Origin of the sequence: Pseudomonas sp. B21-036 (genome assembly GCF_024748925.1) — a bacterium.
Classification (GTDB): domain Bacteria; phylum Pseudomonadota; class Gammaproteobacteria; order Pseudomonadales; family Pseudomonadaceae; genus Aquipseudomonas; species Aquipseudomonas palmensis.
Window position 1 is genome coordinate 2050946 of sequence record NZ_CP087178.1, and the last position, 26645, is coordinate 2077590.

Consider the following 26645-nt stretch of genomic DNA (forward strand, 5'->3'; position numbering starts at 1 on the left):
CAAGGATGCCTGGTGCTTCCCCCGGTGAAGGGGCTGAAGACGGGCCGTCTGAAACGACGGTGGCATCAATGGCGCATTGGACGAATACCTCGGGATGCGGGAAAAGGCCTGTAGTCTAAGGGGATAGCGGCAGTCGGTAAAGGCCCTCCAGTGCCATTACCGGTCGAGTTTTTCATAGCCTATCGCGCCCGAGACGGGTTGTGCCCGGCTGATATCGAAGGCGTGTTCGAGTAGCGGCCTGGCTTGCTCCCATTGCGCGGCGCCCGTACCGTCGCGCCCTGTTACCGAGAGTGCGATCAGCTGTGCACTGAGGTGCTTCAGATCAAGTGGCTGGGCGTCATTGGCCGTTTCCGGCAGCCTGTCTGCCACCTTGTGGCGGCTCGAGTCCTGTTTGGCATAGTTGCCGAACTGTTCGACGCCCTGCACCCCTGCCAGCCGAGAGACGTGCTCATCATGCAGGGGGAAGCGCCGTACATGGCTGTCGGAGAAGGAGTCCTGCAGCAGGTGGAGCAACGAGCCCAACGCCAGGTTCTGGATGGTGCTGGCAGCATGCTCATTGTGCGAATCGTCACAGCGCGACTCTGTCCAGCCGTGTCCTCGCAGCATTGCCTTGAGTGCGGGCATACGCGTGCAGTTCCTGCTGAAAAGGTCTTCGGGCTGCCATAGCAGCCGTCGGGTGTTGCTGTGGGTGAGCGACTGGCTGAACTGCTCGCCACCTTCGGGGCTCATCAGTTGCGGCACGCTGCGAAAGTAGCGGTTCTTGGGGATTTCTCCGGTGGAAACACGGAATGTGAATTCGGCCCACATCATGATTCTGGCGCGTGTTTGTGTCGTGGTTTCCAGAGCGCTTGAGGCCATGGCGTGAAGGTACTGCATGTCGCCGCAGTGGGTGCGATACATGAGGTCCCAGGTGGGATTGATCTGTGTTGAACGCTTGCACGAGTCTTTGAACGACAGGTAGAAATCCACTGGTACACCCGTCTTCATGAAACCCAGCGGATCATCGTTCCAGCGTGCGCCCGCGATGAGGCTTTCGATGAAGTTCTGATCCGCTTTAAGGGCATCGGGAATCGCTGCCTGCCTGATCGATGCCAGGGTCAGGTTTTCGTGTACCGCCTCGCTGAAGACACGAGTGTAGGCACCATTGTTCACCTTGCCGTAGGGTGACAGTTGGAAAGCGCTGGCCGATGCACTGACCAGGCACAGTGTTGCGGCGGACAGGATACGGTAGGCTCGCACGCTCGAACTCCCTTTCAGTGTGCCGGCAGGCTTTTGAGCAGCGTAGACGAGTTGCGTTTAGCGCGCGCGGGCTGAACGGCCCCTTTGGTCTATCCGGCAACGAGTACTTTGAAAGGGCGGTGCAGGTCAACGCTGTTGCACCAAGAAGGCTTCACCGCGGCTTGCCATACGCCTGGGTGATGCGGTCGATCACGATCGCCAGCGCAACGATGGCCAGCCCGGCCTCGACCCCCTTGCCCACGTTCAGTGTCTGGATGCCGGCCAGCACGTCCTCACCCAGGCCGCGTGCGCCGATCATCGAGGCCACCACCACCATCGACAGCGCCATCATCACCGACTGGTTCAGGCCGGCCAGGATGCTCGGCAGCGCCAACGGCAATGCCACCCGGCGCAAGCGCTGCCAGCGGTTGGCGCCCAGCCCCTGGGCGGCCTGGGTCAGCGACGGGTCCACCTGCGACAGGCCCAGTTCGGTGAGGCGTACCAGCGGCGGCAGGGCATACACCAGGGTGGCGAAGATCGCCGGCACCTTGCCCAGCCCGAACAGCATCAGCACCGGGATCAGGTACACGAAACTGGGCAGGGTCTGCATCACGTCCAGCACCGGCATCAGCAACCGGCGTGCCAGTGGCCGGCTGGCCAGCAAGATGCCGAACGGAATGCCGATCAGGAGGCACAGGCCGGTACTCACCAGCACCAGCGCGCAGGTCTGCAGCAGCTTGTCCCACAGGCCGACCACCCCGATCAGAAACAGCAGGCCGCTCAGCAGCAGCGCCCGCCGCACACTGCGTGTGGCGTGCCAGGTCAGCAGTGCCACCAGCGCCAGCAGCAACCACCACGGCGTGGCGCGCAGCAGGTTTTCCAACCCTACCAGCAGTTGCAGCAGCCCGTCCGAGACCGCCCGAAGCTGGTCGCCGTAGGCCAGCACCAGCCAGTCGACGAAGCGATTGACGCTGTTTGCGAACGAAACGTGCAGCGCCTCGGGAAAGCCCGTACTCACAGGGCCGACTCGACCCTGGTCGCCACCTCGGCGGGCAGCCAGGCCTTCCAGATGCTCGGGTTCGCCTTGAGAAAGGCCTGCGCTGCAGCGTCCGGTGCCTGGCGCTGCTCGCTCATCGTTGCCAGGGCGCTGTTGAGGGTGGCGATCGGCAGATCGACCTTGGCGAAGAATGCCACCAGCTCCGGGTATTGCTGGCGAAACGGCGCCGATACGCCGATCGACAGCCTGGCCGGCAGCGAGCGGGTGCCTTTGGGCTCGGGGTTGCTGGGGTCGGTGAGGGTGGCCCAGGCCTGGGCGTCGAATGGCGGCTCTTCAAGGCGCACCAGCTCGTAGCGGCCCATCAGCGGGGTGGGCGACCAGTAGTAGAACAGCACCGGCTTGCCACGGCGGATGGCGGAGGTGATTTCGGCGTCCAGCGCCGCGCCCGAGCCGCTGCGAAAGTTCACGTACTGCCCGTCCAGCCCGTAGGCCTTGAGCTTCTGGCTGTTGACGGTCTCGGAGGTCCAGCCGCTGGGGCTGTTGAGAAAGCGGCCCTTGTCGGGTGACTCGGGGTCCTTGAACAGTGGGGCATGGCGCTTGAGGTCCTGGACGGAACGCAAGTCCGGGGCCAGTGCCTTGAGGCCGCGCTGTTCATCGCCCTTGATCACGTAGGCGGGCACGTACCAGCCTTCGTCGGCGCCCTTGACCGTGTCCCCGATGCTGAACACCTGGCCGGCCTGCTCGGCCCTGGTCCAGGCCGGGCTGCGGCCAGCCCATTCCTCGGCGATCACCTGGATGTCGTTGCGCGCCAGCGCCACCTCCATGCTCACGGTGCTGCCGGGCAGGGTGTCGGTGGGGTAGCCGTAGCCTTTCTCGACGATAAAGCGCAGCAGTTGCGTGGTCAGGCTGCCGCTTTCCCAGGTGATGTCGCCAAAGTGGATGGGGGCCGCAGCGGGCGCCGCCAGGCTCTGGGAGGCTACGCCCAGTGCCAGCAGGGCGCCGCCGATCAATTGTGTCAGTCGCTTCATGTCGTCTCACTTGCCGCGCCGCTTCAAGGTCAGGCAAGTGTAGTAGACCCGCGCCAGGGGTTTAGCGCAGTACCGCCAACTTGATGCTGAAGCCCACCAGGCACATGCCGGCCAGGCGTTCGAGCAGGTTCGAGACCTTGGGGTTGGCGCGCAGGCGGGCGGCCAGGTTGTGGGTCAGCAGCACGGCCACCAGGCCATACAGGAAGGTCAGCACGGCAATGGTCACCGCCATGAAGCCGAACGTCACGAAGCCCTGATGCCGGACCGGGTCGACGAACAGCGGAAAGAACGCCATGTAGAACATGATCGCCTTGGGGTTGAGCAGGGTGATCATCATGGTCTGGCGCAGGTAGTGCTTGGACTTCATCGGCCGTACCGGCGTGCTGCCGGGTTTGGCCAGGGCCATGCGCAGGCCCAGGTAGGCCAGGTACGCTGCACCCAGCCATTGCACGGTATGGAACGCTGCCGGGTAGGTGGTGAGCAGCGCTGCCACACCGGCCACGGCCAGCCACAACAGCACCTGGTCACCCAGGATGACGCCGAAGGTGGCGCCCAGGCCGCCTTTGATGCCGCCCTTGCCGGTGGCAGTGATCAGCGCGAAATTGCCCGGCCCCGGGATCGCCAGCAGCACCAGGAAGGCAATCACGAAGGCACCGTAGTCCGTTACGCCAAGCATGGGGAAACTCCGTGTTACCTATCAGGATTCGAGTGCATACGATACGCCTGCGCTGCGCCGGTGCGAACCCCGTGTTGTGCATCTGGCCCGAACAATCGCACAGCGATGTGCGCCTGCTGCCAGCCCGGCAGGTCACGCCCGGGCCCGTGCAACTTCCGGTTTCTCACGTACACGCTGGGCTTTGCCCGGCTGATCCGGCCGGGCTGCGCTGTTCTACTGGGGGCTCTTTGTACCTCTGGAGCAGGCGATGCAACTTTGTTACGCAGCCAACATGCACGGCATCTTCAACCGTGCTTTCCCTACCGAGTCGCAGCCTGTGGCTGGCGGTTGCCGGGTAGTCGTACACCGGGGCGTGCTCTATTGCGCCTACAACGCCGACGGCAACGTGGCCGAATTCGTCGCGAAAGTGAGTGGCATCGACGTATGGACGACGCCGGCGGTGCTGCCACTGATGGTGACCCCGAGCAGGTCACTGGCGCTTTTTGTGTTCAAGGACAAGGTCCATGCGTTTCGAAGCGATGACCAGGGTGAATACACCCTGGCCTCCTACAACGACACGCTCATGGGGTTCGAGCCCATGACGTTGAGTCAGCCCATGCACGGCTCGCCGTCGCTGGTGGAGTTTCAAGGGCGGTTGCACGCCTTCTATCGGCACGGCCACACGAGGCAGATCGAGTGCCTGAGCAGTGAAGACCTGGAAAACTGGGGCAATGGCCCGGTGCTCAGGGCCAGGGGGGTAGCGGTGACCACCCCCGACGACCCGATCGCCATTGTCTACCAGGGCCTGATCCACCTGTTCTACAAGGATGGCGATGGTCGGACCCTGTTGGTGAAGTACGACGGCAAGCAGGCCTGGACCGAGCCACGGGTGTTCATCGAGCAGGCCTACCCGTTCATGCCGGGTGTGACGGTTCACGCGGGGCTGCTCAAACTCGCCTTCACCCGCAGCATTGCCAATGCCAACGGTCGCGCGCTCTATCAATACGCCTATGACGGCAATGCCCTCAGCCCGGCAACGGTCAGCAGCAACCTGGCCGCTACCGAGCGGGTGGGGCTGGGCGTGCTCGATGGCGAGCTGTTTGCGCTGTTCCAGAAGGCCTGACCCGGTGGAGGTGTTCCCATGCCCGTTGACCGTGTCATTGGCCTGTACATCGACAACAACCTGGTGCCCGACATGCCGGCCGTTGCGTTCGAAGAGCAGGTCGACGTGGTGTTCATGGACGCGGTGGCGCTGCTCGCCGCCGCCAGGCCCCGGGACTGCGTGCATACCCTGGTCTACCTGAACTACATCGTTTCGGCACGCCTGATACGCAGCAGCAACCATGAGGCACAGGCCGGCTATGGGGCATGCATGACCACCCTGTTGCGCCGCTGGTACAGCGACACCACGGTGCTGTAGCATCTGCAGGCCTCGCCAGGGCTGTATCGTCATGGCGTGATGATCGGGCTCTACCGTGTGCACCATGCCCTGGTCATGAATGGCCTAAGGAGCGTACAGGGGCCACACCTGCTGGATCCTGGCGACCCCTTGCGCATGCTCCAGCACGGGGTCATGGCCATCTTCGGCCCGTGGCATGCGCACATTCGCCTGCATGGGCGCATTCGTGATTACTACCACAGCCGATTGAACACTGCAGGGCCCTCGGCACAGATCGAAATAGGTCGCAGCGCGCGCACTGAGGTCCCGATACGGGTGGCCACCTGGAACCTGCAGGGCGCATCGGTCAGCACCGAGAGCAAATGGTTGACCGGGGTCCTGCCGCTGCTGCGCAGCAACGATGTGGTGGTTCTGCAGGAGGTCGGCGTTGCCCCGCATTCTGCGGTGTTCAGCCGCACCGAACGGGTGGCCGACCAGTTCGGCAGTCACCACGACATCCATGTCTACAGCTGGCAGGCCGGCACCCGCAGCCGGCCCGAGCGCTACCTGATCTACTTCCTCGATGTGCAGCGGTTGCGGGTGAACCTGGCGATCGTGATGCCTGACCCCGGCGAGTTCATGGTCAGCCAACTGGCCATCATCTCGGACGGGCAATTGCCGGTGGCGGGCCCGCCCCTTTACCGCCCGGCCATGGGGGTGCGTGTGAGGCGACGAGCGCTGGCGGGCAACACGCCGGAGCTGGCTATCTTCAACCTGCATGCCATTTCCGGCGGGGGCGTCAACGCCGCGCGCATGTTGAGGGAGATCAGCTGGCACACCGATACGCCGTTCGCGCTGCTGGGGGATTTCAACCGCGATCCGCGACCGACCACTCCCCCGGTGCCGACGCGTGGCAACTGGGTGTCGCCCGAAGACATCGCCCGTATCGAGCTGGCGGGCGGCAGTACCCACCCCAGCGTGGCGCCGAGCAACATGCTGGACTATGCGGTGACCAATGGCACCTCGCAGGTGCCGGCGCCGGGGAACGTCTCTGCGCCGGGGGCATCGGACCACCGCTCGGTGCATTACAACCTGACCTTCAACTGCTAGCGCCGGCAGGTGCCGCGGGATTTTCCCAGCGTCGCTAATTTATCCGCACGCCGCTTCGTCTCCTCCAGTAGCGCCCGTACGCCTCCCGCGCCACGAGCCTCATTCAACCAAGGAGACAGGCAATGACTTCCGTATTCGATCGCGACGATATCGTGTTCCAGGTTGTGGTCAACCACGAGGAACAGTACTCCATCTGGCCGGACTACAAGGCTATCCCCAACGGCTGGCGCACCGTCGGCAAGAGCGGTTTGAAGGCTGAGTGCCTGGCGTACATCGATGAGGTATGGACCGACATGCGCCCGCTGAGCCTGCGCCAGAAGATGGCCGAAACCGCTGCGGCGCAGTGAGGGGCGGCACGTGTCGTCACTGACCCTGTTGTGCCTGCCGTACTCGGGTGCCAGCGCCATGGTCTTCAGCCGCTGGCGGCGCAAGGTGCCCGCCTGGTTGAACGTGCGCCCGGTGGAGCTGCCAGGGCGGGGTGCACGCCTTGGCGAGCCGTTGTACACCGACATGCAGGCCCTGGCCCGGCAACTGGCCGCCGAACAGAGCCTTGTCGCCCACCAGCCCTACGCGGTGCTGGGGCACAGCCTGGGGGCGCTGCTGGCGTTCGAGCTGGTGCACGAGCTGCAGGCGCTGGGCTGCCCGCCACCGGTGGCGTTGTTTGCCAGCGGCACGGCGGCGCCAACCCGTCGTGAAGGCTACGACGACGAAAGCTGGCGAGAACCCAAGAGCGACCCGCAACTGATCGAAGAGTTGCGCACCCTGGGCGGTACTTCGGAGGAAGTGCTGGGCAACGAGGAACTGATGAGCCTGACCCTGCCGGTGTTGCGCGCAGACTTTCTGTTGTGCGGACGCTACGCCTATCGGCAGCGCCCGGCACTGCGTTGCCCGCTGCATGTGCTGGGGGGCGAGGAGGATCGCGCGACCCAGGAACAGTTGCTGGCCTGGCGTCAGGAGAGCCAGGGTGATTTCTCGCTGGCGCTCTTCCCCGGCGGGCACTTCTTCATCCATGAGCATGAAGAACAGGTGCTGGGCGTGCTCAGCCAGGCCCTGGAGCCGCACCGCCTGACCGCATGAGCCTCGCGTGGTAGCATCCGACCGGGCCCGGGCAGCCATCGCGCTGCCCGGGTTTCTGTCCGCAAGCCGCCTGGTGGTGACACCCATCGCCCCGGCGCCCGCCATGGAGCGCACGCAATGCTGATCGACCCTACCCAGGCCACGCTGCTGGTCATCGACGTTCAGGAAAAACTCATCGGCGCGGTCAGCGACCCGGCCGGCACGCTGGCCCGTACCCGCTGGTTGCTGGCGGCGACGGCCGAACTGGGGTTGCCCACGGTGATTTCCGAACAATATCCCAAGGGCCTCGGGCACACCGTCGGTGCGCTGCTCGAGGCGGCGCCCGCTGCCGAGGTGGTGGAAAAGGTGCACTTTTCCTGCGTGGCTGCCGACTGCCTGCCCGCCAGCCTGCTGGCCCGCCACCAGGTGATTGTGTGCGGCATGGAAACCCACGTGTGCGTGCTGCAGACAGTGCTCGGCCTGCTGGCGCTGGGCAGGCAGGTGTTCGTGGTGGAGGACGCCTGCGACAGCCGCAGCCTGCTCAGCAAGAGCGCCGGCCTGCAGCGCATGCGTGATGCCGGCGCGCAGATCGTGACCCGCGAGATGGTGCTGTTCGAGCTGCTGGGCAGCGCGGGCCACGAGAAATTTCGCCACATCAGCAAGACCTTCCTGGTCGGCGAGCAACCTTGAGGGTGGGCGGATCATGTTGTTCGTGGTGATGCTGGGGGGCAAACACCCCCGGGCCCGCATCGAAGTGCACGATGTGGTGTTCGTGGTGGCCCCGACCCTCGAAGCGGCCTACCCGCAATTGCGCGAGCAATGGTTCGGCAGCGCCAGGGGCGTGCATATCGATTCCTGGCTGGAGGTCGACGGGGTCGACGGCTACAAGCTGCACTGGTCGGACATGCAGCCGGCTGCCGGCGAGCCACGCCTGTATTTCATCAACCTGGGCGGCTACGAGCCCGGTGCGTTCGGCGAGGCGCACCAGTACCTGTTGGTGGTGGCCACCAGCAAGGCCCAGGCCAAGGCCATCGGCAAGCAACGCATGGCACGTCACTGGAGCCAGGCGCACACCGATGCAGTGATGGACGTGGATGACTGCATCGCCATCGACCAGCTCGGTGGCCGATACGTGCGCCTGATTGCAGGCGAGCATGCCCCGCTGGTGCAGCGCAGCGACTACATCGTGCTGGGCTGATGGGCGAGCTTGATGGCTATTTGCCGTTAGCCTGGATTACAGTACGCGCTTAATTTTCTGCCCTTACAGGATGTTCCGATGCGTTCACGTGCACTGTCTGGCTTCTGCTGCGCACTCACCCTCAGCGCTCTGCCGAATCTGGCCCTGGCCCAGGCCACGGTGGCCCAGGTGTTCAATGGCGAGATGCTGGGCACCAACCTGCGTTTCTTCGAGTCGGTAGCCGGTGTTGCGCGTACCTCGTTCGGCGACACCCATACTTACAAGGTGCAAGGCTGCGAAATCACCGCCACGGCCGGCGGCGGCACGGTCAGCGAGCTGCGCATGGAGCTCTCGTCCACCTGCAAGGCAGACCTGAGCACGTTCATCGGCGACTTTGCGCCGCCGGCCGCGCAGCCCCTGACGTTCGGTGCAATGGCCGGGTCTTCGGGAGGCGGGCTGGAGTTCTACGCCAGTTGCCTGAGCATGTGCGGCAATGCCGCCGACCCGTCGGTGTACGCGCTCTGGCAAGGACCGCGGGCAGTGGGGTTTACCGAAGTGCTGCTGGAGGTGGTGCTGGTGGATGATGAGGCCAGCGCGGCGGCCGGTCACTGGAGCGAGGCCATGCAGAAGGCCAAGGGTGACGACTTTGTGGTGGACACCCGCTTCAACTGCGAGCGCACCTTCGATGAAGTGGCGCAGGCCAGCTTCGACAAGGTCAAGGTCAATGCGGTCACCATCGGCACCGAGTTGACCAAGCCGGGCTGCTGACGGTTTGCACGGGCCGGCCCCGGCTGTGTACTGTGGGGCCCTCGACCGATAGCCGGGGGCTGTATGCCTTTACGCGGATGGATGGTGCTGGCCACGCTGGCGCTGCTGTTGCAGGGGTGCGCCGGCCAGCGTGGGGCGCAACAGACCACGCCGGCCCAGGTGCGCGCCACGGTGGTTGCACTGATGCCAGCCGCCACTGGTGACCGTGAAGGGTGGGCGGCGGACATTCAAACGGCGTTTGCCGCACAGAAGCTCGACCCCAGCCGCAGCAACCTGTGCGCGGTGCTGGCGGTGACCGAGCAGGAGTCGACCTACCAGGCCGACCCGCAAGTGCCCGGCCTGGGGCGCATTGCCCGCGCCGAGATCGACCGGCGTGCGGCGCGTCTGCATGTTCCGCAGCGGCTGGTGGAGGCCGCGCTGCAAACCCACTCGCCCGATGGCAGAACCTACAGCCAGCGACTGGCGGCGGTGCGCAGCGAGAAGCAACTGAGTGCACTGTTCGACGACCTGATCGGTTCGCTGCCGCTTGGGCGTACCTTGCTCGGCGACCTGAACCCGGTGCGCACCGGGGGGCCGATGCAGGTCAGCATCGCGTTCGCCGAACGCCACGCCCAGGACTACCCCTATGCCTACAGCGGCACCCTGCGCCAGGAAGTGTTCACTCGGCGCGGCGGGCTGTACTTCGGCATCGCCCATCTGCTGGGTTACCCAGCCAGCTACGAGCAGCCGCTGTATCGGTTTGCCGACTTCAATGCAGGCTGGTACGCAAGCCGCAACGCGGCGTTCCAGCATGCGGTCAGCCAGGCGTCGGGCGTGGAACTGGCGCTGGACGGCGACCTGATCGCGCCAGGGGCGATTTTTCCGGGGGCCACCGAACAGGCGGTACGGCGCCTGGGTGACAGGCTCGGCCTGCGCAACCCGACCATTCGCAGTCAGCTGGAGGAGGGGGACAGCCTGGCATTCGAGCGCACGCGGCTGTATCAGCGGGTGTATGCACTGGCCGAGGCGGCTGCGGGCAAGCCGTTGCCGCGGGCGCAGTTGCCAGGCATCGAACTCAAGAGCCCCAAGATCACCCGAAAGCTGACCACTGCATGGTTTGCCAAACGGGTGGATGAGCGCTATCGGCGCTGCATGCAGCGCTGATAGCACGGGGCAGGCTCAGGCGCTGGCCAGGGTCGCGCTGGCGCGGGCGTTGCTGGCGCGCTGGCCCAGGCTCTGGTACAGCGACTGGCCGATCTCGGCTGCGCGCACCGGCAGTACCGACAGCAGGGTATCGCTCAGGCCGTGTGACGCTTCGCAGAAGCCCTGCAGGTAGACCGCCGCGTTGAGCTCCGGGCTGGCCAGCACGCGATAGTCGCGGTCCACTTCGAAGTCCTTGAGGTGCTGTTGCAGCGGCGCCAGCAGCTCGCGATGGGAGCGGCGCTCATAGCCGGTGGCAAGAATCACCGCGTCGTACACGTGGGTCTGCTGGATGCCGGTGGCCAGGTCGCGCAGGGTCAGCTCGATGCCCTTGTCGGTGCTGACGGCGGCCTCGATGTTGCGTCGGCACAGAACGGCGTGACGGTACTGATGGGCGACTTTCTGACGGTAGAGCATGCCGTAGATGCGTTCGATCAGGTCGATGTCCACTACCGAGTAGTTGGTGTTGTGGTACTCGGAGATCAGCTTGGCACGCTCGGCCTGGGGCTGGTTGAACACCAGGTCGGTGTAGTCGGGGGTGAAGACCTCGTTGACGAACGGGCTGTCATCGGCCGGCTTGAGTGCCGAGCCGCGCAGGATCATGTCGGCCTTGACCGACGGGTAGCTGTCGTTCAGGTCGATCAAGGCCTCGGCGGCGCTTTGCCCCGAGCCGATGATCGCGATGCGCATGGGCTTGCCCTGGGTGCACGGCAGTTGTTCCAGGCTGTTCAGGTACTGGGAGTGGTGGAACACGCGCGGATCGTCCTTGAAGGGCGCGAATACCGGCGGGATCTTCGGCGTGCCGCCGCTGCCCACCACCACCGAGCGTGCCCGGCGCAGTCGTTCATGGCCCTGGGCGCTGCGGGAGATCACGCGCAGGTGGTCGATACGCCCGTCCAGCAGTTCAGGTTCCACGCGCAGGATCTCCTCGCCATACACCGCCTGGGTGGCGAAGTGCTCGGCGGCCCAGCGCAGGTAGTCGTTGTACTCCAGGCGGCAGGGGTAGAAGGTGCCCAGGTTGATGAAGTCGGCCAGGCGCTTCTTCTGGTGCAGGTAGTTGACGAAGCTGTAGGGGCTGGTGGGGTTGCGCAGGGACACCAGGTCCTTGAGGAAGGAAATCTGCAGTTCGCTCTGGGTGGCCAGGGTGTTGCCGTGCCAGCGGTAGTCGCTCTGCTTGTCGATGAACAGCGCATCGAGGGCATGGCCGTTGGTCTGGGCGAGTTCTTCCAGGGCGATGGCCAGGGCCAGGTTGGAGGGGCCGAAGCCGACGCCGATCAGGTCGTGGATTGTTTCGGATGTTGAGGGCTGGTTCATGGGTGCGGCTCCCGTGTGTGGTCGAGGTGGGGCGCCAGTTTTTTGCGCCCCTGATCCTGCTCAGGTACTCCGATAGAACGAGCTGTGAGGCTTGGAATTTACCGCTGACCCTGCTTCAGGGAGCCCTGCCGCCCGGCGGCAGGGCTGGAAACGGGCTCTGTCAGAGGTATTGGGTCAGCAGGGCCATGGCCCGATCGATCTGCTGTTCGTCGTTGAGCAGGCCGGGTGCGAAGCGGATCACCGGCCCGGCATCGCGGGAGACGGCATCGACCATCACGCGGTTGCGTACCAGATGGGCGGCCACGGCGCGGGCGTCGTGGTCCTTGATGCGCAGGAAAGTAAACCCAGCGGAGTACTCGGTGCTCAACGGGGTCACCAGCTCGATCGCCTTGTGTTCGAGCAGGCGCTGTTTGAGCGCGGTGTTGAGCTGGTGGATGCGTGCCTGCACCTGCGCCTTGCCCAGTTGCAGGTGCAGTTCGAAGGCCTTGCCCAGTGCCCATCGATGCTCGAAGGCGTGGTAGCCCCCGGGGGTCATGATGGTGGCGAAGTCCTCATCCTCGGAGAAGGTCGCGAAGGTGGGCACCAGATGCTGCATTTTTTCCGAGGCGGCGCAGATGATTCCCGTACCCCGCGGACCGAACATCCACTTGTGGGTGCCAGCGATGAAATAGTCGCAGTTGAAGTCGTCGAAGCGCTGGTTGTCCACGCCGAACCCATGCACGCCGTCGATCACATACAGGATGCGGTCCTGCTCGCTGCGTTCGCGATTGTGGCGGCGCACCAGAGCGCCGATCTCGCCCACCGGCAACTTGACCCCGCTGCCCGAGTGCACCCAGGTCATGCCGAGCACGCGGGTGTTGGGGCGGATATTCTGGTCGATTGTGCTCAGCACCTGGTCGGTGGACACCTGCCAGGGCTGCTCGAACAGGCGCAGTTTGCGCACGGACGTGCCCTGGCGCTGGTGGCGGAAGGCCAGGCATTTATGCGTGGAGTAATGCTCGTGCTCGGTGGTCAGGATCTCTTGCCCGGGGCCCACCTGCAAGCCACCGTAGATCATGCCCAGCCCTTCGGTGGTACTGCCGGTAAGGGCGATCTGGCGGGGCTTGACCTCCAGATAACGGGCCGCCCAGTTGCGCACTTCGCCTTCACGCTTCCACTCGTTCTGGCTTTCCCAGTCCATCTGCTCGGCGGGATTGAGATCGACTTCGGCACGAAACCGATCGATGGCCTCCTGAACCGGCCTGGGGTGGGCGGTGACCAGGAAGTTGGCGAAGTGGGCCACATTCGGGTCCAGCGGGAACAGTTGACGCAGGTTTCGCCATTTGTCCGGGCCGTTTAGCTGCGCGGTAGGGGCCGCCTGGGCGGCAGGCAGCAGGCTGGTGCCTAGCGGCAGGCTGGCGGCAAGTACCCCGGCCTGCTTGAGGAATGTACGACGGTCGGTCATGTCGGCGCTCGATAAGGGTCAGGGGGCTAGCGTGGCAACGGGTTGTGCGGCTTTTTGCACCTGGGCCCACACGCGCAGGAAGTTGCCACCCCACAGCTTGGCGATGTCTGCTTCGGAGTAGCCGCGGCTGAGCAGTTCGGCAGTCACGTTGCGGGTTTCGCTGGCGTCCTTCCAGCCGTCCAGGCCGCCACCGTCGTTAAAGTCCGAGCTGATGCCCACATGGTCGATGCCGATCTTCTTCACGACGTAGTCGATTGCATCGCCGAAATCCTTGAGGGTGGCCTTGGGCTCCTCATCGATGATGCCGTAGAGGTTGCCGGCATACTCGCCAAAGCGCGCCTCGGGCCAGATCGCAATCACCGCATCGCCCGGCATCAGCGCATTGGCCAGCCCCTGCAGGGGCTGCAGGTCGAAGCGGGCGCGCAGAGCCTCGAGTTTGTCCAGGGTCGGTTTGCTCAGGGGCTTGAGATAGGTGCCGAAGCCGACGACCTGGACCACGCCGTCGCTGTCCCTGATCAGTTTCAGTTCCTTGTCGCTGAGGTTACGCGGGATATCTACCAACGCCCGTGGCGCCGAGTGCGAGGCCACGATCGGGGTGCGGCTCAGGCGAGCCACGTCCTCCAGGGCCAGGGTCGACATCTGCGAGACATCGATGATCACCCCCAGATCGTTCAGGCGCTTGACCGCCTGCTTGCCGATTGGCGACAGCCCGCCCAGGGCGTCAGCGGTGTCGTTGAAGAACGGCAGCGGCCGCGAGGAGTCCGCCCAGTCATTGTTGCCGGTGTAGCTGAAGCCGAACATGCGCATGCCACGGGCCGCCCACAGGTCGAGCTGGGACAGGTCGTTTCCCAGTGGGTAGGCGTTGAGCATGCTGATGAAGATGGCGAACCTGCCCTCGCCATGCAGGCGGCGCATGTCGTCGGGGGTGTAGGCGATGCCGATCTGGTTGGGGAAGTCGCGCACCATGGCGCTGATGATCTTGTAGCGCACCTCCTGTTGGTGGCGGGCCTCGTCGACAAATCCCGGAGTGGGGCGGTGGGGCGCATTCGGGCCGTTCCACAGTTCGGGCCAGCCGAAGATCGTCAGCGCCGCGCCGGATAGTCGCCCCTGGCCGGCCTTGACCAGATCGAGCTGGCCGCCGCTGTTCTTGTCCACCTCGTGGCCAGCGGTGCCCATGTCCAGCGGTACGGTGACGTGGCTATCGAAGGACAGCATGTGCTCGTGCAGGGCATTGGCCTGCTCGACGATCTCGCGGGGGTAGGCAGGCCCTTGCTTCCAGTACAGGTAGCCAGCGGCGGCTGCGCCCACGACTGCTGCCAGGGCAAGCGGCAGGCCGATGTACAGGGCTTTTCGGGAACGGTTTCTGGTCATTGCCATCTCGGTCGCAGTACTGATCGGTCCGACGGCCTGGCTGTGTCAGGCGAAGGTCGGGTGTCAGGGGAAGGACGATTGATGGAGGGCTAAATTTACAACCTCCGGCGCGCGCTCGGAGTTGTGGCTTCACGCTCTTGGCGGGTGGGGTGTCTGCCGTGCGCGAGGCACGGCAGTGTGTGCGATCAGTCGACCGCAGGGCGGTTCTGGCTGCGTTCGGCCTTGTAGCGGATCGCGACGGCCGGGGCGGGTTTGGCGTCGCCGGTTTCCAGCCATTGGCGCATGCGGCTGGCATCGGCGAAATGGGTGTACTTGCCGAAGGCATCGAGTATCACCATGGCCACCGGGCGATTGTCCATCCGCGTCAGCAGCACCAGGCAATGGCCGGCCTCGTTGGTGAAGCCGGTCTTGGTCAGCTTGATGTCCCAGTTGCTCTTGTTGACCAGGTGGTCGGTGTTGCGAAAGCCCAGGGTGTAGTTGGGTTTCTTGAAGGCCACGGTCTTTTCGCGGGTGGTGCTCAGCTCGCTCAGCAGCGGGTAGCTGCGCGCGGCCAGCAGCAGCTTGCTCAGGTCGCGGGCGGTGGACACGTTGCTGGTCGACAGGCCGGTGGGTTCCACATAGCGGGTATGGCTCATGCCCAGGGCCTTGGCCTTGGCGTTCATGGCCTTGATGAAGGCGGCGTAGCCACCGGGGTAGTGGTGCGCAAGGGTCGCGGCGGCCCGGTTTTCCGAGGACATCAGGGTAATCAGCAGGGTGTCGCGACGGTTCAGCTCGCTACCCAGGCGAACCCGCGAGTACACGCCCTTCATTTCCTTGGTCTGGGCGATGGTGATGGTCAGGGGTTCGTCCATGGCCTGCTTGGCATCGAGCACAACCATCGCGGTCATCAGTTTGGTGACCGAGGCGATCGGCACCACACGGTCCGGGTTGCTCGCATAGAGCACCTTGTTGGTCTGCAGGTCGATCAGCAGTGCACTGCCCGAGGCCAGGTGCAGCTTGGCAGGGTCGCGCTGGACCTGGGGGGCCGGTTGGGCAACAGCGTTCGACGTGACGCTGGCAGTGCCAGTGAGCATCAGCAGCAGGCTGAGAATAGACAGGGAGGTTTTCACGTTGGTGCTCACTAAATGTAGGTATGTCGTTGGCTGTACACGGGTTTTTTATTACAAGCCGTTACATTCTAGGAGTATGGTCGAGTCTGTGTCGATTGCCCCGTAAACATTGGGCGAACTATGAAATTTATTTAACCCTGGGCTTCGTTTGCAGCGGCTGGATCGGCGTGCCGAACCAGCCGAGCGGGACCTTAGCGGGACTTGAGGTAGCCGGCGGTGACGGCCTTGAGCAGCTCGTGACCTGCCTCGGCCGCCTTGGCGGGCGTCTGCGGCAGCTTGTACTGGCCGCTGAGGATGATCGCGAGGGTCATCTGCTGCGCGGCGGCAAGGGGGTGTTGGGCTGGGTCGAGCGGGGCTGGAAATCCTTTTTCAGCGGTCATGCGAACTCCTGGGTTCAGGCTGTGAGGGTATGCCAGCCTAGGCCTGAACGGCGATCAAGCCAATGCGGGCGGTTTCCCCGACAGCCTGCGCCCTGCCCGCAGGCAGGGCGCTGGGCCGGTGCTACCAGCGGGGCGGTCCGTAGTACACCGGTGGCGGGCCGTAGTAGCGCTCGCGATAATACGGCGGCGGCACCGGTACGTAGCGCTCCACTACCGGATACGGCGGGTACGGCTGGTAGTACACCGGCGGCGGCGGGGCCTGGACATACACCGGCGGGGGACCGTAGTAGGCCGGCTGGCGCTCGACGTAGACGGTACGGTCGTGATTGCCGGACACCACCGCACCCACCACGGCACCGACGACGGCCGCGCCAAGCACCGGGCCGGCACCGCCGTGCCAGCCGCCGCCACCACCGTGGGCGGCCGCTTGCCCGCAGACGGCCAGGGCGCCAACCAGCAGGGCGATTCTCGGGATGTGACGGTTCATGAAGACTCCTCGGTTTGCAGCCCCGGCGCTGGTGCTGTCGAGACACCCAAGACGTGGCGCGGGGATACCCATAAGACCGCAGCCCCCGGAAAAATGGCACGGGCGTTGAGTAAAGGTTGTGTAAGCCCCGATCAACGGTTCGGTGCGCAGTGAGTGCATACTGGTGCCCCAGCCGTTTCAGGAGCCAATCGATGACCCCCAGCAAAGACACCGTTTTGTGCATGTCCCTGGCCGGGCGCCCCGGTACCTTCGGCGTGCGCTTTCATAACCATCTGTACCAGCAGCTGGGGCTGGATTACTACTACAAGGCCATGACCACCACCGACCTGCCGGCCGCCGTGGCCGGCATTCGCGCGCTGGGTGTGCGTGGGTGCGGTGTGTCGATGCCGTTCAAGGAGGCCTGCATTGCGTTGCTCGATGAGCTGGACCCCTCGGCGGCGGCCATCGATTCGGTGAACACGCTGGTCAACACCCAGGGGCATCTCAAGGGCTTCAACACCGACTACCTGGCGGTGCGTCAACTGATCCACCAGCATCGCCTGGACCCTGCATGGAGCGTGGCGCTGCGCGGCAGCGGCGGCATGGCCAAGGCGGTGGCGTGCGCGCTGCGCGATGCCGGTTTCAGCGACGGCACGATCGTTGCGCGCAATCGCGAGGCTGGCGAGCGGTTGGCCCGCACCTGTGGCTATCGCTGGCAGGCCGAGCCACACGGTGTGAGGGCCCGGTTGCTGGTGAACGTGACGCCGATCGGCATGGCGGGCGGGGCCGAGGCGCAGCAACTGGCCTTCGAGCACGAGCAGATCGAGGCGGCGCAGGCGGTGTTCGACGTGGTGGCGATGCCGGCGCAGACGCCCTTGATCGTGGCCGCCCAGGCTGCTGGCAAACCAGTGGTTAGCGGGCTGGAGGTGATTGCGCTGCAGGCGCTGGAGCAGTTCGTGCTGTATACCGGGGTGCGCCCCGATTCACGGCAGATCGCCGAAGCGGTGGCGTTTGCGCGGGGCGATTGAGCCCTGCAGGCAGGTTCGCGCCAGGCAGTGAGCGGGAGCGACTGAACGCGCTCCCGCAAAGCATTGCTCGACCCTGTGCCGAGCTGGCTACTCCAGCTGCGCCAGGCGTTCTTCCAGCGCCGCGATACGCGCCTCCAGTGCCTCGATGCGCTCGGCCGACACGCCGCCGACAGGGCGTTCCGCGCCTTGCTGGCGTGCCGCCAGAATCGCTTCGATGTCGGCCGGGTCGCCGAAGGCATGGGTGTAGCGGTCTTCGCGCTGGCCTGGCTGGCGCGGCAGGTGCAGGGCAAAGCCCCGGGCTACCAGGCGCTCCAGCTGATGCAGCACCTGTTCGGCATCCTCGAATTCATGCATGCGGTTGCTGCGCGTCAGCAGCTCGCTGACAGTCTGCGGCCCGCGCAGGAACATCAGCCCCAGCAGCACCTGTTGCGCCGGTACCAGCTCCAGCGCCTTGTCGACGCGGTGCTCCCAGCGGTCGGCCCGGCTGCCCATCTGCAGGCGCGCCAGGCCCTGGCTTTCGAGGGCACGCAGGCTCTGGCCGACCTGGCCCTGGGTCAGGTTCATCACCGGCTCGCGGCTGGTCTTCTGGTTGCAGGCCAGCACCACGGCGTTGAGGGTGAGGGGGTAGGTTTCGGGGCTGGTGGCCTGCTTTTCGATCAAGGCGCCGAGGATACGGATTTGCGTGCTGTCGAGGCGCTGCTCGTCAACGGGGGTGTCCAACTCAGTGCTCATCGCGCGTTCCCTATGCTGTGGAAGGCAACTAGCCTAATCCTTGCAGAATAAAAGACAAGCCGCCGGGCGCCGCCAAGCGTGTCTATAATCGGCCACGCTCAATCCATCACCCAGCGAGACTGTCATGACCATTTCCCTGTACGCCGCCTCTGTTCCCGTTTTCAAGCAGATGCTCAATGCCCTGAGCGATGTGCTGGGCAAGGCCCAGGCGCACGCCGAGGCGAAGAATATCGACGCCAATGTCTTCCTGCAGGCGCGCCTGTACCCCGACATGTTCCCGCTGGTTCGCCAGGTGCAGATTGCCGTGGACTTCGCCAAGGGGGTTTCGGCCCGCCTGGCCGAGGTCGAACTGCCCAAGTACGACGACACTGAAACCACCTTTGCCGAGCTGCAGGCGCTGATCGCCAAGGTGTTGGCCTTCGTCGAGCAGATCGAGGCGAAGCAGATCGACGGCAAGGAAGGCATCGAGATCATCACCCGCCCGGGTACGCCGAAAGAAAAACGCTTCACCGGCCAGAGCTACCTGCTGACCTACGGCCTGCCGCAGTTCTTCTTCCACGTGACCACGGCCTACGCCATCCTGCGCCACAATGGCGTGGAAATCGGCAAGCGCGACTACATGGGCGCGTTCTGATTACCCAGGCATGAAAAAAGCCCGGCAAGGTCAACGCCTTGCCGGGCTTTTTCATGCCTGCCAGGATCAGCTCGCCTGGCGTTCCTCGGCCTCGCACGCGGCGGCCGTGAACAGCACGTCGGTGGACGAATTGAGCGCCGTTTCGGCCGAGTCCTGCAGGATGCCGATGATGAAGCCTACCGCCACCACCTGCATGGCCACCTCGCTGGGAATGCCGAACAGGCCGCACGCCAGCGGAATCAGCAGCAGCGAGCCGCCCGCCACACCCGAGGCGCCGCATGCGCACACGGCGGCGACCACGCTGAGCAGGATGGCCGTGGGCAGGTCGACGCTGATGCCCAGGGTATGCACCGCCGCCAGGGTCAGCACGGTGATGGTGATGGCCGCGCCGGCCATGTTGATGGTCGCACCCAGCGGGATCGACACCGAGTAGGTGTCCTCATGCAGCCCGAGCTTTTCGCTCAGTGCCAGGTTGACCGGAATGTTGGCGGCCGAGCTGCGGGTGAAGAACGCGGTGATGCCGCTTTCGCGCAGGCACAGCAGCGTCAGCGGGAATGGGTTGCGACGGATTTTCCAGTACACGATCAGCGGGTTCATCACCAGCGCCACGAACAGCATGCAGCCGATCAGCACCGCCAGCAGGTGCAGGTAGCCCAGCAGGGCCCCCAGGCCGGATTCGGCCAGGGTCGCCGCCACCAGGCCGAAGATTCCCAGAGGCGCGAAACGGATGACCATGCGCACGATCAGCGTTACGCCCTTGGACAGGTCGTCGACCACGGTGCGGGTGGTTTCACCGGCATGTCGGATAGCCACGCCCAGGGCGATCGCCCAGGCCAGGATGCCGATGAAGTTGGCCTCCATCAGCGCAGTCACCGGGTTGGCCACCACGCTCAGCAGCAGGCCTTGCAGCACTTCGCTGATGCCACCAGGCGGGCTCATCGCCACATCATGAGTGGCCAGCACCAGTTGGGAGGGGAACAGCATGCTGGCGACCACCGCCACTACCGCTGCGGAAAAGGTGCCGAAAAGATAGAGCACCAGAATAGGACGGATATGGGTTTCCTGGCCGTGCCTGTGGTTGGCGATGGAAGCCATCACCAGGATGAACACCAGAATGGGTGCCACCGCCTTGAGTGCACTGACAAATACCTTGCCGATAAATGCCAGGTTCAGCGCGGCGGCTGGCCAGAGCAGCGCCACGGCAATGCCGGCCACCAGGCCGATCACGATCTGCAGTACCAGACTGGTACGGTTCAACAGGTTCAGAAGTGGGGTCATGACAGGTGTTTCTCGTTCTTGTGCAAGGTCCGGGAGGCCCGGATAGCGTAGCAAAGGCATGCCGCGGGCTAGCCCTGCGGCGAAAGGGGCGGGACTTTAGCACAGCACGCGGGCCCTGACCGCAGCACACTGCCTGGCGGTAGGTGGGGCGTGTTGTCGCGATGCGTCGGCGCGTCCTTGTATCGACGGTTCGGGCCGTGGAATGTTTAGGCCCGGGATGTGATGTCGGTGCCGTGTGTCTCTCAGGGCGCAGGCCAGTTGAACAGCTCGCGGCGGGCACCTTCGGTGATCGCGACGATACCCGGGTGCTTGACCTTGCGCTCTACCGAAATGGCATAGAACGACTCGGTGACGGCATCGGTCTGGCCGATCAACTCCACCCCGTACTGGCGGCAGACCTCGTCGGCGATCACGCTGGGGGCGATGAAGATGCCGCTGCCCGACTGCCCGAATGCCTGCATCAGCGCACTGTCATCGAATTCGCCGACGATGCGCGGCTGCAACTGTTGCTCGGCGAACCAGCGCAGCAGCCGGCTGCGCACCACCGTCTCCTGGCCGGGAATGAGCATCGGTGCATGCTGCAGGCCGACAGGAAAGGGCGCCGGATGCAGGGCAGCCAGTGCCGGGGTGGCGAAGAAACTGATGCCGCACTCCCCGAGCTTCTGGCTGTAGCCCTTGATGTCGAGATGGCTGGGCATCGGGCTGTCGGAGATCACCATGTCCAGGCGCTGTACTGCCAAATCTGCCAGCAGGCGTTCGAGCTTGTCCTCGCGGCAGGTCAGGCGCAGCGGGTCGGGCAGCTCCATGGTCGGCGCCAGCAGCCGGTACACGATCGACTTGGGCACCACGTCGGCCACCCCCACGCGAAACAGAATCTGCTGCTCATCGGGCTGGGCGCGCAGCACTGCTTCCAGTTCGCCGCCAATCTGGAACATCTGCTCGGCGTAGGACAGGGCCTGGCGCCCGGTCTCGGTCAGTTCGAGCTGGCGTCCCACACGGCGAAACAATTCGATACCGTAGCTATGCTCAAGCAGGCTGATCTGCCCGCTGATGGTCTGCGGGGTGAGATTGAGCTGCTCGCCGGCACGCACGATGCTGCCGGTCTTGGCCACGACCCAGAAGTAATGCAGTTGTCGGTAGTTGAGCATGTGCATCTCCGATTCGTAAAAACCGAAGTATAACTGCTGAAAATACGAATTTTCCGGATGTTTCAGTCTCTTTAGAATGCGTCGCTATCAAGGCAAGACCTTCAGAGAGGAACCCATGCTGTATTTCAAATCGATTGGCACACCCCTGGTGATGGCGCTGGCGCTGCTGGCCATGAGCGGTTGCGAGCAGGCGGAAAAATCTGCCCAGCAGATGCTCAACCAGGCTGCCCAGTCGGCCAAGGAAGCGATCGACAAGACCAACGATGCCGCCCAGCAGGCGCTCAGCGACGCGACCGGTTCGCCCCTGGCGAAAAAGCCCGATGAGGCCCAGGACAAACCCGAGCGCGACGACAGCGCCCGGGAAATCTGATTTTTTACCCACACTGATTCAGGATTGATTCATGGAATACCTGTTGGAACTTGCTGCAAGCCCGACCGCCTGGGTGGCCCTGGCTACCCTGGTGGCCATGGAGATCGTGCTGGGCATCGACAACCTGATCTTCATCTCGATTCTCACCAACAAGCTGCCTGAGCAGTTCCGCTCCAAGGCACGGCGCATCGGTATCAGCATGGCGCTGGTGATGCGCCTGGGCCTGCTCAGCACCGTGGCGTGGATCGTGCAGCTTACCGAGCCGGTGGTGGACGTGTTCGGCCATGCCTTCTCGTGGAAGGACATGATCCTGATCGCCGGTGGCCTGTTCCTGCTGTGGAAGGCGACGTCCGAGATTCACCACAGCGTCGACCCGCGTGCCAAGGAAGAGACCAAGGCGTCGTCTACCGTGACCCTGGGCTTTGCTGCGGCGATCGGGCAGATCCTGGTACTGGACATCGTGTTCTCGATCGACAGCATCATCACGGCCGTGGGCATGACCGAGCACTTGCCGATCATGATCATCGCGGTGATCAGTGCGGTGATCGTGATGCTGGTGGCCGCCGACCCGCTGGCCCGATTCATCAACGACAACCCTACCGTGGTGATGCTGGCCCTGGGCTTCCTGATCATGATCGGCATGACCCTGATCGCCGAAGGCTTCGGTGCCCATGTGCCCAAGGGTTATGTGTATGCGGCGATGGCGTTCTCCACCGCGATCGAGGTGCTCAACATCATGTCGCGCCGGGCTCGCGAGCGGCGCGAGGCGCTGCAAGCGAAACCTGACTGACCGCTTCGCCAGCGACGTCGGCTCTGCAGGACGCACCTGCAGACGCCGGCGTTATCGGCGAAGGTTGTTATGCAGTGTCGCGTCAGTGCGCGTTGGCGTGGCGGCGAGCGTGCCGCTGTGCCTCGGATGCAGCCCTGGTCGGCTGCGGATGGTGAAGATGGTGGCGGCGCGCGATGCGCAACACCCCCCAGAGCATGGCTGCGGCTACCACCAGCCACGTGCCTATCAACAGAAAGATTCCCATCGTCAGACTCATTGCGTGCCTCCTTCGACTGGGCAAGCTGCACTCGCCATTCGGACACAAGCTCAGTCTAGCCCATCGTCTGTGACAGACGGTTGACCAGTGGTCCAGCGCCTTGGTTCAGTTCGCTCTAAGCGTGCCGCGGGCTATACCGCAGGCCTGCGCCAGCCTATGATCGCAAGCCAGGGCCGGGCGTCGTCTGCCCGGCATCAGCACAAGCGAGTGTCCATGTTGCCCACCGCCCCCAAACGTCGCGTGTCCCATCGTCTGCTGCTGGCTTGCCTGCTGGCCGCCAGCCTGGCCGGTTGCGCCAGCCAGCCTTCATCCCAGCTCAACAGCCTGCCCCAGCGCGTGGAACTGGGCGCGGTGCCGTTCTACCGTGGTAACGCCAACCAGAGCGCGCCGATGGCGCTGGCCGCGATCCTCTCGCAGCAGGGGGTGCGCATCACCCCCGGCCTGCTCGAAGGGCCCTTGCAACTGCCACAAGGTGTCGACAGGCTGCAGGCCTCGGTAGCGACCGTGGCACGCCAGTACGGCATGGTGGTGTACCTGCTCGACGGCACCCTGCCGGCGTTGCTGACCCAGGTGGCCGCGGGCAATCCGGTGCTGTTGCGCTATCAGGAAGGTTCGGCGTTCTGGAGCGAGCCGCGCTATGCCCTGCTGGTGGGCTATGACCGCTACAAGTCGCGGGTGCTGCTGCGTGCGGGCAACAATCGGCGGTTGCTGATGGACTTCGACGATTTCGCCGCAGCCTGGAAGAAGGAGGGGAGCTGGGCGGTGCTGGTGCAGCCGCCCGGCCAACTGCCGGCCCAGGTGGACCGCCAGCGCTGGCTCAAGGCCGCCAATGAACTGGCCCAGGCAGGCCAGGAGCAGGCGGCCCGCCAGGCCGTCAATGCCGTGGGGCAGTGACGGCCCGGGGTTGCCGGCTTACACGCCCAGGCGGTCGCGCAGGCTGTAGTACCACGCGCCCAGGGCACTGAACGGAACGCGCAGCATCTGGCCACCCGGGAACGGGTAGTGCGGCAGTTCGGCGAAGGCGTCGAAACGCTCGGCCTGGCCGCGCAGGGCCTCGGCCAGCACCTTGCCGGCCAGGTGGGTGTAGGTGACGCCGTGGCCGCTGCAGCCCTGGGAGTAGTAGATGTTGTCGCCCAGACGACCTACCTGCGGCAGGCGCGACAGGGTCAGCAGGAAGTTGCCGGTCCAGGCGTAGTCGATCTTCACGTCCTTGAGCTGCGGGAAGGCCTTGAGCATTTTCGGGCGGATGATCGCCTCGATGTTGGCCGGGTCACGCGCGCCGTATACCACGCCACCGCCGAAGATCAGGCGGTTGTCGCCGGTCAGGCGGTAGTAGTCGAGCAGGTAGTTGCAGTCTTCCACGCAGTAGTCCTGCGGCAGCAGGGTACGTGCCAGCTCTTCGCTCAGCGGCTCGGTGGTGATCACCTGAGTGCCGCATGGCATCGACTTGGCGGCCAGTTCCGGTACCAGGTTGCCCAGGTAGGCGTTGCCCGCCACGATGATGAACTTGGCGCGCACCTTGCCCTGCGGGGTATGCACGACCGGGTTGGCACCGCGCTCGATGCGGATGGCCGGGGACTGTTCGTAAATCTTGCCACCCAGCGATTCCACTGCGGCGGCTTCGCCCAGGGCCAGGTTGAGCGGGTGGATATGGCCGCCGCTCATGTCCAGCATGCCGCCGATGTAGCTGTCGCAGGCGACCACTTCACGGATGCGGCGCTGGTCCATCAGTTCCAGCTGGGTGTGGCCGTAGCGTTCCCACAGGCGTTGCTGGGATTCCAGGTGGCCCATCTGCTTTTTGGTCAGGGCGGCGAACACGCCACCGTCCTTCAGGTCGCACTGGATGTTGTACTTGGCCACGCGCTCGCGGATGATGCGCCCGCCCTCGAAGGCCATCTGGCCGAGCAGCTGTGCCTGTTTGGGGCCGACGGTACGTTCGATCACGTCGATGTCGCGGCTGTAGCTGTTGACGATCTGACCGCCGTTGCGGCCAGAGGCACCGAAGCCGACCTTGGCGGCTTCAAGCACGGTGACGCTGAAACCGTTCTCGAGCAGGAACAGGGCACTGGACAGGCCGGTGTAACCCGCACCGATCACGCAGACGTCGGTCTGTACTTCTTCCTGCAGGCTCGGGCGCTGCGGGACGGGGTTGGCCGATGCGGCGTAATACGACTGGGGGTAGGGGGTGTTGGCCATGTGCGGGCACCTCAGGGTTTGTAGTTGTATGTTCTATATTTTTTACGATTGTGCAGATCGTATCAACAATAATAAACACCCGCCAGCCAGACGGTAAAAATCGCGCAAACCCGGGCTGGGGTAAAAAATATTAGTATTCAGTGGCTTAGCGTGAAAAAAAGTATTGACACGCTGCGTCGATTGCGTAGAATGCCGCCTCACAGCAGGCACATAGCTCAGTTGGTTAGAGCACCACCTTGACATGGTGGGGGTCGTTGGTTCGAATCCAATTGTGCCTACCAAACATCACCGCCCCTGCTGGCGGTACACGAAAAAGGCGATCCGAGAGGGTCGCCTTTTTCGTTTGGGCCGTTTTCATGGGCGCGGCAAAGCTGCTGATTTTTTTGTACATTTCGCTTTACGAGGGGGCTTGAACCTGAGTAGAATGCGCCCCGCAGCAGGCACATAGCTCAGTTGGTTAGAGCACCACCTTGACATGGTGGGGGTCGTTGGTTCGAATCCAATTGTGCCTACCAAACATCACCGCCCCTGCTGGCGGTAACACAAAAAGGGCGACCCGCAAGGGTCGCCCTTTTTGTTTGCCTGAAGCAAAGGGCGCGGCCGGATTGCTCGGGCCGCGCGGTGCATCAGGGGATACGGGTGATCTCCACGCCGCTCTGTACCAGCTCGAAGCGATCCTCGCCCAGGTGGTTGACCCGATCGCCGATGGCCAGGCGATAGCTGGTGATCGGCAAGGAGTCGGCACTTCCATCGGCCTGCAGGGTGGCTTCCTGAAATTCATGAACGGGGTAGATGCGTCCTTCAGCATCCCGAGCATGAAATTGTCCGACCAGTACTGCTGTCATTTGGCGTGTGCCCTCTGAAATGTTCTCTATGGGCCATAGACCACTGTTTTGCCTGGGAAGTTTAGTCCCCCTGGAAAAAAACCTGTGGGCCGCGCCGTAGCGTCTATAACTACCACTTCTCTATGTCGATCAGGTTGGAGCGTGGTCATGAGCCAGGTCTATTCGGTTGCGGTGTTGGTAGGCAGCTTGCGCAAGGAGTCGATCAACCGCAAGGTCGCCAGGGCGCTTGCAGAGCTGGCACCGGCCAGCCTCAAGCTCGGTATCGTCGAAATTGGCGAGCTGGCGTTGTACAACGAGGATATCGACACCGACCCACCGGCAGCCTACAAGGCCTTTCGCGACAAGGTGCGTGCCAGCGACGCGGTGCTGTTCGTGACCCCCGAGTACAACCGCTCGGTGCCCGGGGTGCTCAAGAACGCCATCGACGTCGGCTCGCGCCCGTATGGGCAGAGCGTGTTCAGCAAGAAGCCGGGGGCGGTGATCAGTGTGTCGCCGGGGGCGGTGGGGGGCTTTGGTGCCAACCACCACCTGCGCCAGTCCCTGGTGTTTCTCGATGTGCCCTGCATGCAGCAGCCAGAGGCCTATGTGGGTGGGGCGGCGACGCTGTTCGACGAGCATGGCAAGCTTTCGGAGAAGACCCGGCCGTTTCTGCAGAGCTTCATCGACAGTTATGCGGCGTGGGTGGCGCGGCACCTGGCATAGGGCCCAGGCGCGCCCT

Annotated in this window: 31 protein-coding genes and 2 tRNA genes; 17 read left to right on the plus strand and 16 right to left on the minus strand. The window is 64.3% G+C overall.

The features are described from left to right. Nucleotides 1-156: 156 nt before the first annotated feature. The 4 genes from LOY33_RS09090 to LOY33_RS09105 all read right to left on the minus strand — a co-directional run bounded on the left by LOY33_RS09090 (nt 157) and on the right by LOY33_RS09105 (nt 3919). Nucleotides 157-1239, minus strand: coding sequence for a hypothetical protein (locus LOY33_RS09090; RefSeq protein WP_104572286.1), 1083 nt, complete (start codon nt 1237-1239; stop codon nt 157-159). Between the two features lie 151 nt (nt 1240-1390). Beyond that, the gene (locus LOY33_RS09095) at nt 1391-2236 is read right to left on the minus strand and encodes a proline/glycine betaine ABC transporter permease (RefSeq protein ID WP_258662474.1); all 846 of its coding nucleotides are present in this window, start codon (nt 2234-2236) and stop codon (nt 1391-1393) included. Beyond that, the gene (locus LOY33_RS09100; RefSeq protein ID WP_258662475.1) at nt 2233-3243 is read right to left on the minus strand and encodes an ABC transporter substrate-binding protein; all 1011 of its coding nucleotides are present in this window, start codon (nt 3241-3243) and stop codon (nt 2233-2235) included. Before LOY33_RS09100 ends, LOY33_RS09095 begins: the two co-directional genes overlap by 4 nt. Nucleotides 3244-3304: 61 nt before the next feature. Then, a complete protein-coding gene (locus tag LOY33_RS09105; RefSeq protein WP_043863051.1) occupies nt 3305-3919 on the minus strand; it encodes a LysE family transporter in 615 nt (204 codons plus the stop codon). Between the two features lie 247 nt (nt 3920-4166). Between LOY33_RS09105 and LOY33_RS09110 the strand changes: the two genes are divergently transcribed. From LOY33_RS09110 to LOY33_RS09150, 9 genes are all read left to right on the plus strand, one after another. Next, nucleotides 4167-5021: a hypothetical protein gene (locus tag LOY33_RS09110; RefSeq protein ID WP_253087348.1), complete on the plus strand. Its 855-nt coding sequence runs from the start codon at nt 4167-4169 to the stop codon at nt 5019-5021. Nucleotides 5022-5039: 18 nt separating this feature from the next. Then, complete coding sequence (locus LOY33_RS09115) at nt 5040-5318, plus strand: hypothetical protein (protein WP_258662476.1); 279 nt, start codon at nt 5040-5042, stop codon at nt 5316-5318. A gap of 39 nt (nt 5319-5357) precedes the next feature. Next, on the plus strand, nt 5358-6386 hold the full coding sequence (locus tag LOY33_RS09120; protein ID WP_258662477.1) for an endonuclease/exonuclease/phosphatase family protein: 1029 nt from the start codon (nt 5358-5360) through the stop codon (nt 6384-6386). A gap of 122 nt (nt 6387-6508) precedes the next feature. Beyond that, nucleotides 6509-6733: an MbtH family protein gene (locus LOY33_RS09125; RefSeq protein WP_043863048.1), complete on the plus strand. Its 225-nt coding sequence runs from the start codon at nt 6509-6511 to the stop codon at nt 6731-6733. Nucleotides 6734-6743: 10 nt separating this feature from the next. Beyond that, nucleotides 6744-7463 carry a thioesterase II family protein gene (locus LOY33_RS09130; protein WP_043863047.1) on the plus strand — a complete coding sequence of 240 codons (720 nt, stop codon included), beginning with the start codon at nt 6744-6746 and terminating at the stop codon, nt 7461-7463. Between the two features lie 117 nt (nt 7464-7580). Next, nucleotides 7581-8132 carry a hydrolase gene (locus LOY33_RS09135; protein ID WP_043863046.1) on the plus strand — a complete coding sequence of 184 codons (552 nt, stop codon included), beginning with the start codon at nt 7581-7583 and terminating at the stop codon, nt 8130-8132. A gap of 13 nt (nt 8133-8145) precedes the next feature. Beyond that, nucleotides 8146-8640, plus strand: a complete 495-nt coding sequence (locus LOY33_RS09140; protein ID WP_043863045.1) for a DUF1543 domain-containing protein — start codon at nt 8146-8148, stop codon at nt 8638-8640. A gap of 78 nt (nt 8641-8718) precedes the next feature. After that, nucleotides 8719-9387: a hypothetical protein gene (locus LOY33_RS09145; protein WP_054915706.1), complete on the plus strand. Its 669-nt coding sequence runs from the start codon at nt 8719-8721 to the stop codon at nt 9385-9387. A 63-nt stretch (nt 9388-9450) separates the two neighbouring features. Further along, on the plus strand, nt 9451-10530 hold the full coding sequence (locus LOY33_RS09150; RefSeq protein WP_043863043.1) for a DUF1615 domain-containing protein: 1080 nt from the start codon (nt 9451-9453) through the stop codon (nt 10528-10530). Nucleotides 10531-10545: 15 nt separating this feature from the next. Here LOY33_RS09150 and LOY33_RS09155 read toward each other — a convergent pair whose 3' ends face one another. The 6 genes from LOY33_RS09155 to LOY33_RS09180 all read right to left on the minus strand — a co-directional run bounded on the left by LOY33_RS09155 (nt 10546) and on the right by LOY33_RS09180 (nt 16671). Next, a complete protein-coding gene (locus tag LOY33_RS09155; protein ID WP_104572292.1) occupies nt 10546-11880 on the minus strand; it encodes a lysine N(6)-hydroxylase/L-ornithine N(5)-oxygenase family protein in 1335 nt (444 codons plus the stop codon). 160 nt (nt 11881-12040) lie between these two features. Beyond that, a complete protein-coding gene (locus LOY33_RS09160; RefSeq protein ID WP_213607274.1) occupies nt 12041-13324 on the minus strand; it encodes an aminotransferase class V-fold PLP-dependent enzyme in 1284 nt (427 codons plus the stop codon). Nucleotides 13325-13342: 18 nt separating this feature from the next. Next, nucleotides 13343-14695, minus strand: a complete 1353-nt coding sequence (gene pvdM, locus LOY33_RS09165; protein WP_258662479.1) for a pyoverdine-tailoring dipeptidase-like protein PvdM — start codon at nt 14693-14695, stop codon at nt 13343-13345. Nucleotides 14696-14880: 185 nt separating this feature from the next. After that, on the minus strand, nt 14881-15804 hold the full coding sequence (pbpG, locus tag LOY33_RS09170; protein ID WP_043863168.1) for a D-alanyl-D-alanine endopeptidase: 924 nt from the start codon (nt 15802-15804) through the stop codon (nt 14881-14883). 191 nt (nt 15805-15995) lie between these two features. Then, complete coding sequence (locus tag LOY33_RS09175) at nt 15996-16184, minus strand: hypothetical protein (RefSeq protein ID WP_043863041.1); 189 nt, start codon at nt 16182-16184, stop codon at nt 15996-15998. 121 nt (nt 16185-16305) lie between these two features. Continuing rightward, entirely contained in the window at nt 16306-16671 is a 366-nt protein-coding gene (locus LOY33_RS09180; protein WP_054915708.1) for a hypothetical protein, read from the minus strand. 191 nt (nt 16672-16862) lie between these two features. Between LOY33_RS09180 and LOY33_RS09185 the strand changes: the two genes are divergently transcribed. Further along, a complete protein-coding gene (locus tag LOY33_RS09185) occupies nt 16863-17678 on the plus strand; it encodes a shikimate 5-dehydrogenase (protein WP_054915709.1) in 816 nt (271 codons plus the stop codon). Between the two features lie 87 nt (nt 17679-17765). Here the strand turns inward: LOY33_RS09185 and LOY33_RS09190 are convergent, their stop codons facing one another. Beyond that, entirely contained in the window at nt 17766-18410 is a 645-nt protein-coding gene (locus LOY33_RS09190) for a YceH family protein (RefSeq protein WP_043863038.1), read from the minus strand. 124 nt (nt 18411-18534) lie between these two features. On the opposite strand from LOY33_RS09190, the gene LOY33_RS09195 reads away from it, so the two are divergent. Continuing rightward, nucleotides 18535-19044 (plus strand): DUF1993 family protein, encoded by a 510-nt coding sequence (locus LOY33_RS09195; RefSeq protein WP_043863037.1) that lies wholly within the window; start codon nt 18535-18537, stop codon nt 19042-19044. A 66-nt stretch (nt 19045-19110) separates the two neighbouring features. Here the strand turns inward: LOY33_RS09195 and sstT are convergent, their stop codons facing one another. Both sstT and nhaR read right to left on the minus strand, forming a co-directional pair. Then, the gene (gene sstT / locus LOY33_RS09200) at nt 19111-20322 is read right to left on the minus strand and encodes a serine/threonine transporter SstT (RefSeq protein WP_043863036.1); all 1212 of its coding nucleotides are present in this window, start codon (nt 20320-20322) and stop codon (nt 19111-19113) included. 242 nt (nt 20323-20564) lie between these two features. Further along, nucleotides 20565-21470 carry a transcriptional activator NhaR gene (gene nhaR, locus LOY33_RS09205; protein ID WP_043863167.1) on the minus strand — a complete coding sequence of 302 codons (906 nt, stop codon included), beginning with the start codon at nt 21468-21470 and terminating at the stop codon, nt 20565-20567. 115 nt (nt 21471-21585) lie between these two features. Between nhaR and LOY33_RS09210 the strand changes: the two genes are divergently transcribed. Beyond that, nucleotides 21586-21840 carry a hypothetical protein gene (locus LOY33_RS09210; RefSeq protein WP_043863035.1) on the plus strand — a complete coding sequence of 85 codons (255 nt, stop codon included), beginning with the start codon at nt 21586-21588 and terminating at the stop codon, nt 21838-21840. 31 nt (nt 21841-21871) lie between these two features. Beyond that, a complete protein-coding gene (locus LOY33_RS09215) occupies nt 21872-22630 on the plus strand; it encodes a TerC family protein (RefSeq protein ID WP_043863034.1) in 759 nt (252 codons plus the stop codon). Between the two features lie 82 nt (nt 22631-22712). Here LOY33_RS09215 and LOY33_RS09220 read toward each other — a convergent pair whose 3' ends face one another. Continuing rightward, on the minus strand, nt 22713-22886 hold the full coding sequence (locus tag LOY33_RS09220) for a hypothetical protein (protein ID WP_167400240.1): 174 nt from the start codon (nt 22884-22886) through the stop codon (nt 22713-22715). 156 nt (nt 22887-23042) lie between these two features. Here LOY33_RS09220 and LOY33_RS09225 point away from each other — a divergent pair, with 156 nt between their 5' ends. Next, nucleotides 23043-23780: a peptidase C39 family protein gene (locus LOY33_RS09225; protein WP_123752231.1), complete on the plus strand. Its 738-nt coding sequence runs from the start codon at nt 23043-23045 to the stop codon at nt 23778-23780. Between the two features lie 18 nt (nt 23781-23798). Here the strand turns inward: LOY33_RS09225 and LOY33_RS09230 are convergent, their stop codons facing one another. Continuing rightward, entirely contained in the window at nt 23799-25082 is a 1284-nt protein-coding gene (locus tag LOY33_RS09230; protein WP_043863032.1) for an FAD-binding oxidoreductase, read from the minus strand. 204 nt (nt 25083-25286) lie between these two features. On the opposite strand from LOY33_RS09230, the gene LOY33_RS09235 reads away from it, so the two are divergent. Next, nucleotides 25287-25363 (plus strand) — tRNA-Val (locus LOY33_RS09235). Nucleotides 25364-25520: 157 nt separating this feature from the next. Next, a tRNA-Val gene (locus tag LOY33_RS09240) sits at nt 25521-25597 on the plus strand. A 111-nt stretch (nt 25598-25708) separates the two neighbouring features. Here LOY33_RS09240 and LOY33_RS09245 read toward each other — a convergent pair. Beyond that, the gene (locus tag LOY33_RS09245; protein WP_043859680.1) at nt 25709-25927 is read right to left on the minus strand and encodes a hypothetical protein; all 219 of its coding nucleotides are present in this window, start codon (nt 25925-25927) and stop codon (nt 25709-25711) included. A gap of 147 nt (nt 25928-26074) precedes the next feature. On the opposite strand from LOY33_RS09245, the gene LOY33_RS09250 reads away from it, so the two are divergent. Beyond that, nucleotides 26075-26629 (plus strand): NADPH-dependent FMN reductase, encoded by a 555-nt coding sequence (locus LOY33_RS09250; protein WP_043859679.1) that lies wholly within the window; start codon nt 26075-26077, stop codon nt 26627-26629. Nucleotides 26630-26645 lie beyond the last annotated feature (16 nt).